This is a genomic window from Shewanella sp. SR1 (assembly GCF_020447145.1).
Classification (GTDB): Bacteria; Pseudomonadota; Gammaproteobacteria; order Enterobacterales; family Shewanellaceae; genus Shewanella; species Shewanella baltica.
In genome coordinates, this window is record NZ_JAJAEF010000003.1 from 65,073 (window position 1) to 80,113 (window position 15,041).

General features: G+C 49.0%; 14 protein-coding genes. All 14 read left to right on the forward strand.

The genetic code is table 11. The features are described 5' to 3' along the window. Positions 1-74: 74 nt before the first annotated feature. Positions 75-1,241 carry a phage protease gene (locus KV201_RS03690; protein WP_226058543.1) on the forward strand — a complete coding sequence of 389 codons (1,167 nt, stop codon included), beginning with the start codon at positions 75-77 and terminating at the stop codon, positions 1,239-1,241. Beyond that, positions 1,241-2,161 (forward strand): Mu-like prophage major head subunit gpT family protein, encoded by a 921-nt coding sequence (locus tag KV201_RS03695; RefSeq protein WP_226058544.1) that lies wholly within the window; start codon positions 1,241-1,243, stop codon positions 2,159-2,161. Before KV201_RS03690 ends, KV201_RS03695 begins: the two co-directional genes overlap by 1 nt. Before the next feature lie 82 nt (positions 2,162-2,243). Beyond that, positions 2,244-2,756, forward strand: a complete 513-nt coding sequence (locus KV201_RS03700; protein WP_226058545.1) for an HI1506-related protein — start codon at positions 2,244-2,246, stop codon at positions 2,754-2,756. 2 nt (positions 2,757-2,758) lie between these two features. After that, the gene (locus KV201_RS03705; RefSeq protein WP_226058546.1) at positions 2,759-3,199 is read left to right on the forward strand and encodes a gp436 family protein; all 441 of its coding nucleotides are present in this window, start codon (positions 2,759-2,761) and stop codon (positions 3,197-3,199) included. Continuing rightward, positions 3,199-3,642: a hypothetical protein gene (locus KV201_RS03710; protein ID WP_226058547.1), complete on the forward strand. Its 444-nt coding sequence runs from the start codon at positions 3,199-3,201 to the stop codon at positions 3,640-3,642. The genes KV201_RS03705 and KV201_RS03710 overlap by 1 nt, the downstream gene beginning before the upstream one ends. 28 nt (positions 3,643-3,670) lie before the next feature. Further along, entirely contained in the window at positions 3,671-4,417 is a 747-nt protein-coding gene (locus KV201_RS03715; RefSeq protein ID WP_226058548.1) for a hypothetical protein, read from the forward strand. Positions 4,418-4,536: 119 nt separating this feature from the next. Then, positions 4,537-8,463: a tape measure protein gene (locus KV201_RS03720; protein ID WP_226058549.1), complete on the forward strand. Its 3,927-nt coding sequence runs from the start codon at positions 4,537-4,539 to the stop codon at positions 8,461-8,463. Next, complete coding sequence (locus KV201_RS03725; protein WP_226058550.1) at positions 8,460-8,825, forward strand: hypothetical protein; 366 nt, start codon at positions 8,460-8,462, stop codon at positions 8,823-8,825. Before KV201_RS03720 ends, KV201_RS03725 begins: the two co-directional genes overlap by 4 nt. Before the next feature lie 27 nt (positions 8,826-8,852). Continuing rightward, positions 8,853-11,351, forward strand: coding sequence for a hypothetical protein (locus KV201_RS03730; RefSeq protein WP_226058551.1), 2,499 nt, complete (start codon positions 8,853-8,855; stop codon positions 11,349-11,351). A gap of 23 nt (positions 11,352-11,374) precedes the next feature. Further along, positions 11,375-12,337 carry a hypothetical protein gene (locus tag KV201_RS03735; RefSeq protein WP_226058552.1) on the forward strand — a complete coding sequence of 321 codons (963 nt, stop codon included), beginning with the start codon at positions 11,375-11,377 and terminating at the stop codon, positions 12,335-12,337. Positions 12,338-12,366: 29 nt separating this feature from the next. Next, a complete protein-coding gene (locus KV201_RS03740) occupies positions 12,367-12,642 on the forward strand; it encodes a hypothetical protein (protein WP_226058553.1) in 276 nt (91 codons plus the stop codon). A 1-nt stretch (position 12,643) separates the two neighbouring features. Then, positions 12,644-12,967: a hypothetical protein gene (locus KV201_RS03745; RefSeq protein ID WP_226058554.1), complete on the forward strand. Its 324-nt coding sequence runs from the start codon at positions 12,644-12,646 to the stop codon at positions 12,965-12,967. Between the two features lie 3 nt (positions 12,968-12,970). Then, entirely contained in the window at positions 12,971-14,803 is a 1,833-nt protein-coding gene (locus KV201_RS03750; RefSeq protein ID WP_226058555.1) for a hypothetical protein, read from the forward strand. Next, positions 14,800-15,021 (forward strand): hypothetical protein, encoded by a 222-nt coding sequence (locus tag KV201_RS03755; protein ID WP_226058556.1) that lies wholly within the window; start codon positions 14,800-14,802, stop codon positions 15,019-15,021. Before KV201_RS03750 ends, KV201_RS03755 begins: the two co-directional genes overlap by 4 nt. Positions 15,022-15,041 lie beyond the last annotated feature (20 nt).

Sequence of the window (15,041 nt, forward strand, 5' to 3'; positions counted from 1 at the left end):
AAACCTTTCCAATCCGCTAGCGAGCCGAGCGAGATCATCATAGGCACTCCAATGTTATTGAGAGTGCCTTTTTTATGTCTGCAACCACCACCGCTTTTGGCTTTGCCGCCTTAAGTAGCCAGTTAAATGTCAATACAGAAGCCGCCTTTGTGGTTGGTGAAGATGGCTACATTCAGGCGCTGCCTGATGGCCACTTTGCCAGCGTAGATGGTCGCCCTGATGATGTAGCTGGTGGCAAGTGGTTGATGGATAGCGTTGCGTTCGCGGCCCTGCAAGCAAATACCCCCCATAAAGCCGGTGATCTGGTCATTGACTACGAACACCAAACCTTGAACAAAGAAGTCAACGGCCAACCTGCACCCGCTGCAGGTTGGTTCAACATCAATGACGTGCAATATCGTGAGGGCCACGGCTTGTTCATTAAGCCGCGCTTTACCGATAACGCCACCGCCTTTTTAAGCGCCAAGGAATACAAGTATTTCTCGTTGGTGTTTGGCTATGACAAAGCCACAGGCCGCCCGCAATTTATCCATTCAGCAGCGTTAACTAACCGCCCTGGTGTCGATGGCATGTTGCCATTAGCGCAGCTGTCAGCATTGGCACTCTCTCAATTATCTGCAAATGAATCTAATTCAACCCAACCGGAGGGACTCCATGTGAATCCACTATTGAAAAAGCTATTAGCCGCGCTCGGTATCGAGATGGCGGAAGGTGCGCAAGTGACCGAGGAGCAACAAGCCGAGGCCATGAAGCGCTTAGATGATTTAGTCAAAGCTGCTGGCAGTGTCGATGGGCTTAAGGAAGACGTGGCTGCGCTATCGGCTAAGGTCACAACACAAACTAACTTACCTGCTGGCCAAGTTGATCTGACTCAATATGTGCCCGTTGCCACAGTGAACGCCATGCGTGATCAGTTGGTGGCGCTCAGTGCACAAAACGGTCAGTTAACCATTGAGCAAGCGGTTAAGCAAGCGCTGGATGAAGGCAGCGTGCTGGCTTGTGAGAAGGACTACTTGGAGCAATTGGGTAAACAGCAAGGCTTTGCGGCGCTGTCTGCGCACTTGGCGGGCCGTAAGCCTATTAGCGCGTTAACGACCACCCAAACCACCACAGTTGATAAGCCCGTAGATAAATCTAAGGTCGCGGCACTGACTGCCGACCAAATCAAAATGGCCGATTCTTGGGGCATGTCGCACGCTGACTTTGCTAAAGCTATCGCCGCTGATCAGGAGCAAAAATAATGGCTGCTATTAACGCCCCAGTATTACAAGCCCTGCGCACTATGGTGCGTAGCGAGTTTCAAAATGCTTTAGCTAAGACTGAGCCACTGTATTTAAAAATTGCCTCAGTCGTGCCAAGCAATACTAAGTCCAATACCTACGGCTGGTTAGGCTCAATGCCGACCATGCGCGAATGGATTGGTGCGCGGGTGATCAACTCCATCAAAGAGCATGGTTACTCAATTACCAACAAGACGTTTGAAACCACGATTGGCATTAGTCGTGATGATGTTGAAGACGACACCATTGGCACTTACAAACCTATGGTGCAGGCATTGGCGCAGGAAGGTGAAGAGTTCCCCGATGATCTGGTGTTCGAGCTATTAGCCGAAGGCTTTGGCACTTTGTGTTATGACGGGCAGAACTTTTTTGACACTGACCACCCTGTGAATGTCAAGCACGATGGCACGGGTGCCGATGTTTCTGTGGCCAACATGGTGGCAGATGGTGCCTATACGGGTGAGCCATGGTTCTTGCTCGATACCACGCGCCCATTAAAGCCACTCATCTTCCAAGAGCGTCGCAAGCTGGATTTAAACACCCTGTTTAATCCAACCGATCCTGCGGTATGGACCAATAACGAGTTCCAGTTCGGTACCGATATGCGCTGTGAAGCGGGCTTTGGTTTCTGGCAGATGGCCTTTGCTAACAAGCGTGCCCTTAACGCAACCAACCTGTGGGACAGCTACGAGAAGATGACGGCCTTCACCCGTGATGGCGGTAAGAAACTCAAAATTCGCCCGAACTTGTTGGTGGTGCCCGCATCACTCGAACAAGCTGCCCGCAAGCTACTTGAGCGTGAGCTGATTGATGAAGGCGGAACCACAGTGAACAACGAGCTTAAGGGCAAGTTTGAAATCTTAGTGGTGCCACAGCTTTAGGTGTTCACCCCTTAAGTTTGAGCAGCGAATCGCAGGCACAAGGATGCGCCTGCACCCCAACATCGAGTGAGGTAACAATGAAATGGCGAATCCTTCTAAGAACATTCAAGTCCTGTTGGTTATCTGTCTTGCGCACACTGGCTATCGCCGTGCGGGCATGGCGCTTAACAAAGGCGAAAACCTTATACCGCTGGCCGAGCTGTCGGATGAGCAAGTTGCAGCGTTTGAAGCTGATCAGCGCCTTAAGGTATCCGTGCGTGATATGGCACCAGCGTCGGGGAGTGTGGACATTCCAGACGGTGATCAGACATTAGGCACCGATATCACAGGTACGCTCACTGGTGTGAAAGAGCCCAATGGTGAAGAGAAAGCCTTGGATGAACTGACAGCAAAAGAGCTGAAAGAACTGGCAAAAGACTTAGCGATCACGGGTGTTAACTCGATGAATAAAACTGACTTAGTTAGTGCGATTCAGGCAGTAAAAGTCACTGTGCCAGGTGAAAACGAAACTGCTAATCCAAGCGCTGAAATACCTAGCACTGAAACGGAAAGCACTGATAAATCGGGCACCGCAACTAACGCAGCAGGTGAATAGTTATGGCCCAAGTGATGTACGCCACCCCTGACAACATGCTGAGTCGCTTTGGTGCACAGGACTTAATGCTGCTTACCGAACGCGAAGGCAGCGTGCCAGGGGAAATCAATACCGTCGTGCTTGAGCAAGCATTGCGCGATGCGTCTGCCGAGATTGATGGCTATATCGTGGGCCGTTACACCTTGCCGTTAACCACGGTTCCCGCCGTATTGGAGCGTAACTGCTGCGATATCGCCCGTTACTTCTTGTATGGCGATAAAGCCCCTGAACAAGTCGAGAAACGCTATACCGCTGTGGTGAAATTTTTAACCGCTGTGAGCAAAGGCGATATCAGTTTGGGGCTAGCTGATACGGGAGAAGTCGCTAGCCAAAGTGAGTTAGTGGTCAGTATCGAAAGTGCAGGCAGCGTGTTTGGCCGTGCATCGTCTAAGGGGTTTATCTGATGTTTGAAATTAAAGATAACTACCTTGCTGCAGGTGATGCGCTGACTCAAATACTTGAGCCATTAGTGACGAGCCAGAAGCTGAAAAAGGTCTATCAAGCCAATGAGCTAAGCGAAGTGGATGAGCGCAGCCAAATCACCCCCGCCGCCCATGTGTTGTATCTGGGCGATACGCTGGCGGATACCGCACAAGGCGGCAACACCAGCCAAATTAAGCAGACTTGGCTTGTGGTATTGGCTTGCCGTTTATCTATTCACGAATGCCAAGCAGGTGAGCTATTAGTCAGCCTGTTAAACGCGATTGTGGGTAAGTCCATTGGGGTGGATGGTCAGATGCTTGGCCCCTTTGTGCGAGTGAACAGCCCGATTAAACCCCGTTTCACTAAAAGCCACGGTTATTACCCCGTGGCCGTGAGTGTGCAACTGAGATTCAAACCCAGCTAACCCAACAACTTAAGATGAGGAAAATCCTATGAATGGATTATTAGTCGCAGGCAACTTTTTTGTTGACCGCTTAAATGCCCAAGGGCAATCAACGGGGATCATTGGTCCCATCAACACCACTAAGCTCGCCATTAAAACCGACGCCGACGAAAAGGTACGTGGCAGTAAAAAGAAAGACAGCTATGGCCAAGCTTTAAGCGTGGTGAAAATTGCAAAACCTGTTGAGGTGGAATGGTCGTTTGACGATCAACCCGCCGAACTGATTGCTATGGCACTGTTGGGTGATACCCAAGTGCTGAACACGGGCAGCGGCACCTTAACTGATGAGGCCGTGACCTTGCCGGATAATCAGCGTTGGATACAGCTACCTAAAAGTAACTTTGCCGCCCTCGGTTTTGTGGTGAAGAAAGACGCTGCCACCTTAGTGCTGGGCACTGACTATGAGGTGAACTATGCCCTAGGGCTAGTGCGCGCCGTAAAAGGCGGCGCTATTGAAGCGGGTGGCGCGGTGACGGTGACAGGCCAACATAACGCCATTAGCGGCACCCTCATTCGCGGTGGCATTAACGCCCAAACTCGTGCGCGGATCTTCGGAGAAGGTACCAACTTAGAAACAGGCAAGCCGATTAAGCTTGATGTTTTCGACGCCAACTTATCTCCTACGGCTGCGATCGATTTTGCCGCCAGTGAGTTTGTGAGCGCCACCCTTGCGGGTAAAGCCCAGTTAGTCGCGGGTAAGGATCATCCGTTCGAGTACCTAGAGCTGGATGCATAAGCGGTTTTGCTTAACCCAAGGGCATGGCCGTACTCAATTGCCATGCCCTTTAATCCCCATTTAACCGCCGTTTAAACACCGATTATTTAGATACTAACGAGAGCATTAACGAGATAGCCATGGCTGATAAAACCTTAGAACTCGCCCTGCGGATCGTGGCAGAAGCCACGGGCAAGCAACACATTGCGGCTTTAGTCGATGAGCTTAAGCGCATCGGCACTGAGTCGGATGCGGCGAATCCTAAGACGCAGGCGCTCGCTGATGAACTCGATGGCGTGAGTGATGCCAGCCAAGCGGGTGCGAATCAAGTTGATGAACTCAAAAATAGCCTTGATCCGTTAAGCGACCAGTTAGACCAAGTGGCCCAAAGCGGCCGCAATACCAGCAACCAAACAGAGCAGCTCACTAATGACCTCAAGCCTTTAGCAACTGGGCTTGATGACGTAGGCGATAGCAGCCAATCGACCAGCCAAAAAGCCAATACCTTAGCCAATAAGCTCGATGAACTGGCTAACCAGCAAGACCTGATCAACACCTTTAAGCGGTCACGTAATGAGCTTGAACAACAAGAGCTTGCTGTCACTGCTGCAGCCCTAGCACTGCAGGACTTAAAGCAACGTGCGAGCCAAACGGATGCGCCTTTTGTGCAGCTGGCACGCTCTATTGATGTGGCCGAAAAAGAGCTGGAGCAAATGCAGCGCGAGTTAGCGCAGCAATCATCCAGCCACATTAAGCTGCAAAATGCCCTGTCGAAATCGGGCATTGATTACAACAACCTGACCACAGCGCAACGCAAGTTAAGCGCCGAATTTGACGGCACTGGCCGCAATGTCGATAAGTTTGCCAATCAGTTAGATAAGGGCAATGCCAGCGCCCGTGAACATGCCAGTTCCCTACGTGGCGTGATCGGCCAAGTGACCGCATTAGCGGGTGCCTATTTGGGCTTTGACCGCGTGGCCCAAGCGGTGAAGGATGTCTTTGCCACGGGCGATCAATTCGAACGTCTTGGCGTGCAAATGAATGCCGTGATGGGCGGTTTTGAATCTGGCAAACAAGCCACCGCTTGGGTAAAGCAATTCGCCATCGATGTGCCACTGCAACTGAACGAAGTCAATCAAGCGTTTGTGAAGGCCAAAGCCTTTGGCCTTGATCCTATGAACGGCACCATGAAGGCGATTGTGGATCAAGCCTTTAAACTCGGTGGCGGTTTTCAAGAGGTCGAGGGGATCACCTTGGCACTCGGCCAAGCCTGGGCAAAACAAAAGCTACAGGGTGAGGAGATCCTGCAACTGATTGAGCGCGGCGTGCCCGTATGGGACATGCTGGCTAAGGTCACGGGAAAGAACACCACCGAACTGCAAAAACTCAGTGAGCAAGGCAAGCTTGGCCGCGATGTGATCCAAGGCTTGATTGATGAAATGGGCCGAGCCGCAAATGGCAGCGCAGCGGCGCAGATGGCTTTGCTCAGTGGCCAAGTATCAAACCTTAAAGATAACCTTTCATCCTTCTATGATCTCGTGGCTCAGTCCGGTGCACTTGATTGGCTCAAGGGCCAGATCAGTGAGTTGAATCTTGAGTTTGCCGCCATGGCCGCTGATGGCCGTTTAAAGGAATGGGCGCAGCAAGTCAGCGACACGATCGTCAGCATAGGTTCAGCGGTGCAAGATGGCGCGGCTATGCTGTACCACTTCCGTGATGAAATTGGTTTTGTGGCTAAGGCATTTCTCGCGTTAAAAGTCGGTAGCTATTTTAGTGATGTGATTACCGGAGCCAATGCCGCCATCGGCGTGATGCGTCTTTACACTGGCGCGATCATGGGTACCACTGCGGCGAGTGAGGGCGCGGCCTTAGCCGCAGGCAAACTTAAAATCGCCTTGGCCGCGGCGGCTAAAGCGGGTTTGTACTTAGCCCTGATTAGCGAGTTGATCGAGGTTGCTCGGGTATACCAAGAGTTATTGATTGCTGAAGAAGCACTGGAAAAATCTAAACGCGCTGCCGCGTCTAGCGCCAAACAGTTGGAGTACTCACTTAAGGATCTCAGTTTGCAAACGGGCGTAGCCTTTACCACTATGGCCGAGTTCAACAAGGCGGTAGACGAAGGCAAACTGATTTATGACGACGCCACTGGTAAGTGGAAGAACGCCGCTAAAGCCATGGAAGAAGTCAAGCAGGCTGCCGTTGACGTTGTTGAGCCGATTAAATTAACGGTTGAAGAAGCGCTGCGCCTGACCTTTACCTTAAGCGAACAGACTAAAACGCTCGATGGTGTTAAAGGTGGTATGGGCGGTTTCATTCGCCAAATTGATGCCGCCTTAGTGCCGTTAAAGGCTGCGGGGGATCAATACGAAGGCCACGTTAAGTTACTCACGATACTGCGCGCCAAGTTTGAAGAGCAGCAAACCTATCTTGATGCCACTGCTAAGGGCGCAGAGGCATTGGAACAAGCCTATAAGGACTTAGGGCTGACCAGTAGCCATGCCTTAGAGCAGGTGAATACGAAAGCCGAAGCGGCCTTTAATCTGATTAAGAACAACCGTGAACCGATTGAGCAACAAAAGGATGCGTTTTTAGCCTGGGCTAAAGCGGCATTAACGGCCGCCGAAGCGACGGGCGCAGCGGTACCAGAAACCTTGAAAGCGCAAGCCGCCACCCTTGGGCTAACCAAGGAACTGAGCGATCTGACAGCAAAGCAATACGGCTATACAGATAGCGTGAAGGAACTGTCACCCGAGCAAGCCAAGCTAAGCCGTGCGGTTGCTGACACCGAAGCCCGTTTGAAGCAATGCCGCGATGTGATGAACAGCTCGACGGTATCGAGCAAAGATAAAGCCAAAGCCCAGCAAGATCTGATTAGTTTACAGGGCAAGTTGAGTGACCAAACTAAGCAGCTCAGTGAGGTTCAGGCACTCGAAGCGGCGAATTATGAACAGATAAAAAGTAAGTATGCCGCTGTATCTGATGAGATGTTGAGGCTCGAACAAGCCTATAAAGACGGCGGTATTACGGCAGAGGAATACCTGCGACAAAAAGAGCGCTTGGTCGAAGTGCTCAGAATATTGCAACGCTTAATGGGCGGCTTGGAAGATGGTGAACAAGAGACTGACGAACAGGTAAAAAAGACCACTAAAACCTTAATTGAGCAACGCCAAGAACTTGAACAATTAGAGGAAACCACTGGCCGCGCCACTGAGTATGTAAACCTATTCGCAGGTGCCTATGCCCACTTAAACAAACAGTTCAACTTTAACGAAGATAGCACCGAAAAACTCAACGCCCGCGTCGATCAGCTGACTAACAGCATCATGAATAATATGCGGGTGAATACCGGCTTTTGGGGTGTGCTGGCGCAGCTCAGTAACCAAGCCTTTATCCGCGAAAAGCAGATCATCAATGAAACCTTACTGACCCGTAAATGGACTGAAGAACTCGAAAGCTCCAGCATTAGCCTCGATCGCGTCAATCAAATTAGCCGCGAGGCTAAGTGGAATATACGCGAGCTAGGCGACGAAGATCTTAAGCCACTGCAAGCGGCCATTGATGCTACCCGCGATCGTATTCTCGGCCTGCGTGATGATATCAACGCGACCTTGAGCAGTCTCAAAGATGAGATGGATCAGCTCAACAATAACCAAGCCGCTATCGAGAAGCGTCGCTATGAGCAGCAACAGGCTGAGCTTAAGGCGCAGCTCGAAGCTGCCCGCACGGCCCAGGATAAAGAGTCCATCGCCAGTGCCCAAGAAGCACTGCAACTGAGTCAGCAAATCTACAGCACTAAGCTGAAACAAATCGAGGCCGAATCGGCAGAACGTAACTCACAGGCGATCGAGCGTGCATCGAGCAGTGCAAGCACCGCGACGAATTCCACTCGCAGTACTACAAGCCAAACCACTTCGCCATCGGTGAGCAATCAGAACACAGGCGGCAGCGTACAAATTTATCGGCTAGAGCTGGCAATGCCGTCGGGCAATGTGGTGAAAGCCGATTTGCTTGATGAGTTTAAGCAGCTGTTTTTGCGCGAACTAGAACAGATTAAGGCCACCTCATGATCACCTTAGACACGCTTCAATTACCGCATTTTATTTGGCTTAACCGTTTTGGTTATACGCCCTTTGTGAGTAGCACTGAGTTTGCTCTCGATGGCTCGCAGCATGTTGAAGTCGCCGCCAAACAAGCGGGCCGCCCTGTGGTGTTATTCAGCGATGCAGAAACATTAGCGGTGTTTAACACCCTTGAGGCCCACGCCAATTCAAAGGGCGCGAACAGCTTTAACCTGGATATCAATGGCACTGCAATAACTGTGATGTGGGACTACAGCGAACAGCCCATTAGCGGCACGCCAGCGATCAATTACAGCGATACCGACCCCGACGAAATCGAGGCAATCACCTTGAAGTTAATCACCGTTTAAAGGCCATTTATCTATTGTGAGAGTGCTATGACTATTTCCCGTGCAGATTTAAAAGTATTCAAACCCGAGCAATTGGGCTCAAGCGATGATGCGGGTGGACAACGTACCAAGCTGGCGGTTGAATCTGGCAAGCTTAACGAACTGTTTCGCGCTATTTCAGACATAGATCACGCGCAATCAGCGGTTGATATTGTGAAGTGTTACCCTGCACTCGATACCCCTGACACAAGCATTTTGCTCGATGGTCATGTGTTCATGAGCCAAAAGCCAACCGATAATCTAGTCAGTTTATTGATCGCCGAGGCCGCCACATTAGACGATGCTGACCGCATGACCGATATGGTGGAGATTCTGGAATCATCTGTTCGTGCTGGCCAGTTGATCCGCAATCGACTGATTGGCTTTCTTGAAGGGCAAGACACCTTTCCTAAGTCGTATCTGCAATCTAGTTATATGTTTAATGGGACTGAGTATTGGGCTAACGTCACATTACTGCAGGGACAAACCGTTGTTATTTCTGTTGAGTACCCTGGTGCCGAAAGTGCTCTTTATCCACGGTTTGAGCATTTCTGCCAAATTCAAGAAACGGTCACTGGCGGTGCCACAGGCATAGTGAAGTTTAAACCTGCTATTCCGTTTATCACACCTAACTACGATATAACAATTAACGGTGAGTCAGGCTGCACCAAGTTGCGCTATACCAGCAGTAACGATGGCATTAAATATCATGGTGTCACTCAATTAACAGCAGCAGCAACCTCTGAGGTTTTAGCTGTCGAGTCAACTCAAGTCGAGCTATTACCGAAGGTCAAAACGATTTCAGTGAGTGCAGGTAATGCACTTGATGGTGTATCGGATTCGCAGGGTGGCACAGTGGGTGGCATTAGCAGCCTGCCTTCAATGTATTATAAAACGGTATCGCTGCCATCCGTTGCAGGGCAGAGCACGTATATTTTTGAATTACCGGATTTATTGATATCAAACTGGTTCAACGATAATGGTATTCAAAATGTGAAATATACTGGCGCGTGGCCTCAAAATGCCAGTGTCACTGTTACAGGTACGACTGTCACCGTTATATTCACGGGGTTTACCCCACCAGTTGGTTACAGTATCGGTATCAATTACATAAGTGATGATAAATACGATATTTACTACACCCCAGCATCATTCCCTGCGAATCGAGTCATGGTCGATAATCGACTGTATGGTGAAGTTACATTTTTAAATCCAACCTACGGTAAAAGCGCTATTAAAATGGGGCAAGGTAAATCTGGTGTTAACGCATCACTGGTCGAGCCCAATGGCAATATTATTGCTCAGATTGATGCTACTACAGGTGCGCTTACTAAAAACCCTGATTTCAGGGGCGATTTCACTTACACCTATAACTGTATGTTGGTTGAAACAGTACCAGGTGAAGTGACCCCACCAGGCGATTTAACGGTTGAGTTTATTCTCAAATCGAATGAGCCGATTCTCGATACATTTTATCTTACCGTGTCTACCACTTCAGATACGGTGCTCAGCGCCAGTGCTGATAGCAATGGTGTTGTATCTGGTTCAGGCGTTAGTGGGACAATCAACAATGGGGCCGTATCGCTCACTTTTACTCAGCACGTGTATTTAACCACGCTGCGCTATGACATAAGTGAAACCGTCACGCTATCACCGCCCCCAGAACTGTATGGCCTTAATCCATTGCGGATTAAGAACGGCGGGGTGGTGAATGCATTCACCGCATGGAACACGATTTCGGTGCAACATACTGAAATACAAGTAGTGAGCAGCCCAGCGCCAGCCCAAACCTACAACGCTCGCGCCAATGCGCGCTTTGTTGATATTACCGATGCTGAGGGTAAATCACTTTGGACGCTGGCTAATACCCATTACACATGGGTTAAAGCGACAGGTGTTGTCACTATCAATAGCGATTTTACGGGCTTTACCGCGCCATTCATTCTCACCGATACCATTGGCGAAATTGCGCTAGTAACAGACGTACAAGAGCAAGCCTTAATCCTTGCGTCCCCTCTGAGTCAAAGCTATCCCATTGGTGCCAATGTATCGAGTGTGCAAAATTTGGGAGACTTACAGGCCCGTATCGGCACGGTACGGGATATGACGGCATGGGCTAACAATTGGGACCTCGATGGCGCACCCGCCACAGGCAACATGAATACCGTTGATTTCCCCATCGAGGTCCGTAACGACACTGCAGTAAATGAGGACTGGGTGTTGATCTTCACCTCAGCAACCGCATTCCGCTGTGTTGGTCGTCGCCTAGGTCAAATTGCGACTGGCGACACGCTTAATGACTTTGCACCTGTTAACCCGCTAACCCTGCAGCCGTACTTCATTATTCGTTCTGGCGCATTTGGTGGCGGCTGGCAAGCAGGCGAGGCCATTCGTTTTATGAGTTATGCCGCGAGTAAGCCCGTCATGTTATTGCGTACAGTGCAAAGCGGTCACAGTCAAATCACCACCGACCGCGCCGTGCTCGCGTTCCGTGGCAACGAATCTTAATAGGCAGATTTTAGGAGAGAGAAATGGGATTACCAGTCACAGTTTATAGTTGGGAGGATGCAGGTGCGCCACAACTCACTGGTCGTACACCTGCGGAATTTGTCAACGTGCTAAAAAAAGTGTTAGTTGATGGGTATGGTGTAAAAGCTGGTTTAGGTTGGTCTGTCGCATTTGAAGATACAATTTTAAATAAGATTGCGTTTCGTAACAGCACTGTGGATGGCAGTGGTGGTTATGTACAGTTTTGGTGTCCAGAGGGGACTAATGCTACTAATAGCCGATTTTCATATCGTTCTGCACAAGGTATGTCTGGTCTAGATAATTTTATAAAACCATGCCCGCTCGGTAACATTTGGGCAGGCGGTACACCAGTCGGGGTGCAGCGTTGGATGGTTATAGGCACTGTAGCAGGGTTTTATTTATTTACACTCAGTAATGTTTATACAGATTATAACTGTCAAGGCACTCAAACGTGTGTGGCATTTATCGGTGATATTCATAGTAACTACAACAATGATGCTGGTCGTTTGATTGGGTTCACTGGTTCTAGCTCCGACCTTACATTATCTTCGGCACCTACAAATGTATTTGATGGTTTATTACCTAGGTTGTATCAAACTGATGGTAGCAGCGCATATGTACCCGGTGCTACGAATAAAACAGTAACGTCACAATCTGGTGGTAGCGCCACTAAAGATGATGATATTGTTCTTGGTATTAATTTTGCTACAGGCATGATTACCATTACGGCACCAATTCCGAGTAATAGTACAGATTCAATCGGAACACCTGTAAACCGCAGCATTCTGCAACCTTATTTTCGTGGTGTATTACCGGGAGCATTAACCTCTAGTTTCAGAGGTTATAGAAATAAACCCTTCCCGCAATTTCGGTCCATAAATGGCAAGCAACACATGCTAACTGCCGACTCATCGGGTTCGACAATAGGTTGCTGTGGTTGGTTGAATATTGAGGAATGGTACTAATGCCAGCATTCAACTATGTCGGTGCATTCATGACTGCACCAATAAATCGCCCAATTAGCGTATTACAAGTCGACATGGATGTTAATGCTGAACGGCTATTTGTAATTGATCGCATTACTTTTGAGGTTTTATTTGTGACGGTACGACCACAGAGCAATGTGGTGAAAGTACAATTACCGAGTTGGTATGCTGTCGAGAATAGGTTGTTGGTTGGTATCCTCGATGATAACAGCATTTATAATACCAATGTTACCGATGGGGTTACGTGTGAATTTGTGCAATCTGATTTCGATATGGGTCAATAAAATGATTACTGTAGCGACCAGAAACACCATGCTCAATACGATAACCTTAACCCATGTTAGCTTACACACTGATGAACCGGGTGCGGACGGTACTGTGGGTGAAATAGATGTACCTAGGGGTGTTGTAGTATTTAGTGCAGCCAGTGGTGGGCGCATTTATTTGACAGATAATGTCAGTATGTCAATCACTGACCCTGTGACGATTACACATGTGGGCTATTGGAACGGTGCGACCTTCGTATTGTCGCAACCCATTACCGCACAAGATGTTACTACACCTTCTAATTTCGTATTACAGGCCACCACAACTTATATTGAGATTTAACCAATGGCAATCATTCTGCGATTCAGTAAGCCTTGGTTAAATAAAACATCACCGATCACCTTACGGTTTGTTGAAAGCGGTAATGATGTACCAGTGAGAGTGCCAATTACTATCCCCGTTGACATCGTAGTTGATTTCAATGTTAGTGAAATAGTAATCGACCGAACATTTGGTATTGAGATTGGTGTAAGTTGGTTCGCATTAGATGCAGTCGAACAGGCATTAATGTTGGCTGAGTCTGCCTATGATATCGAATCAAAAACCGAGTCACCTTGGTTGAGTTATAACGCAGATGAAACCGACATAAGTTCTGCATGGTCATCTAATATTGCCAACGATTCGACATTATCAATAGCTTGGTTATTTAATCCAGATATCAGAACTGATACTAGCATTAATTGGTCGCTGCCAATCGATCACCAAGTCACATTAAGCGTTAACTGGGTTGTGCCCGATGAGCATCAAATACAATCCTCAATCAACTGGCTGGATATTTCCGCGCACCAGTTGCAGACTGCTGTCGCATGGATAGACGGTCAGGACCAAGAAAGCCCCTTGATTATTCAGTACCGCGGCATTGTGGTCGATGATGAGAAGTCGATTAAATGGGGCTTCCACGAACCGCGCTGGGTATGTTCTACCAAGTACCGCCCACCTGTTGGTAAGCTCACACTTCGATTCAACGAGCCATTATCTACACAACAAAACCCTATTTTTTTACGGTTAACGGCTTCACCGAACTATTGCTACTGGGACGATGGCGGCGGCCTCATTGATGCAAATCCACCGTTACCTACCATTGATTTTAAGATCCCCATAGAACCGCAAATCAGAAGGAGTTACCTCATGCAGCCTCAAATCAGTTGTGTTCGTGTGAGTGACGGCGTTGCTGTGGTGCTCAAATCAGTATCCATTTCTCAGTCCCGTTCGCAATGGGCTAGTAGCGGAAGCTTAGCGTTTTCATCCCGTATTGATGCCGAGCGTGCCGCTAATGAATTACTGAAAATAAGCATTAACGGCTATGACTTTTACCTGCTTTGTGAGTCTCCCAGCGAATCTAAAGCCTTCGGCAAAACCAGTTATAGCGCGACAGGTCGAGGTCGCTTAGCAACACTCGCCAGCCCGAACAGAAAGGCCATCAACTATGTGAACGTGGTAGCCCGCAGCTTTATTGGCTTAATGGCCGATATTGTGGCCAATACTGGGTGGACTGTCGCCAGTAAAATTAGTGATTACCCTGTACCTGCAAACGCCTTTAGTTATGCCGCTAAAACTCCCGCTGAAGCGATTAACATGATGGCCAACAGCATTGGGGCCATGCTCGATGTGAATGATGAAACTCAGACTATAACTGTGATCCCTCAGTGGCCAGTCGTGCCTTGGAATACCGCAAGCGCAATTCCCGATGTGATTTTGCACGATGGAGTGATCCTCGAATTTAACGAGCGTATCGACATTCGTCCCGATGCTAATGCGGTGTTTGTGCGTGGTGAGCAACAAGGCGTGGCGGCGAAAGTGAAACGTTTCGGGACCGCTGGTGACAACTTTGCTGCTGATATAGTGGATAAGTTAATCACTGATAATCAAGCTGCGAGAATGCGCGCAACGGCCGAGTTAGCCAACGCAGGTAATAAGGTGCAAAACAGCATTCGCGCTAAGGTCATGGCGGATTTACCACCCATGCGCCCAGGCATGTTAATTGGGGTTCGCAAAGGTGCCGAGGTGTTTAAGTCAGTGTGTGAAAGCTTCAGCATAAGCGGCAGCGTTAATGAGTCAACGGGGATGGTTACAGTGAATCAGACCGTGACGTTATTGCGTAATGAGGTGGCAGCATGAGCAACATCTATCAACGCTTAGCGAACTTAAACCCTAAGCCCCAGCGCAGTGTTGCCACTGTGATTAACGTGACGAATGGCACCACAACAGTACAGCACGCCGATGGCAGTTATCAGACCGTTTTGGGGGACTCAGTTGTCAGCGGAAAAGTGTATATCGTTGATGGTCAGATCCAAGGCCAAGCCGCCGACCTGACGTATGTAGAATTAGAGATTTGATAAAAGAGAGCGGTCTAGCA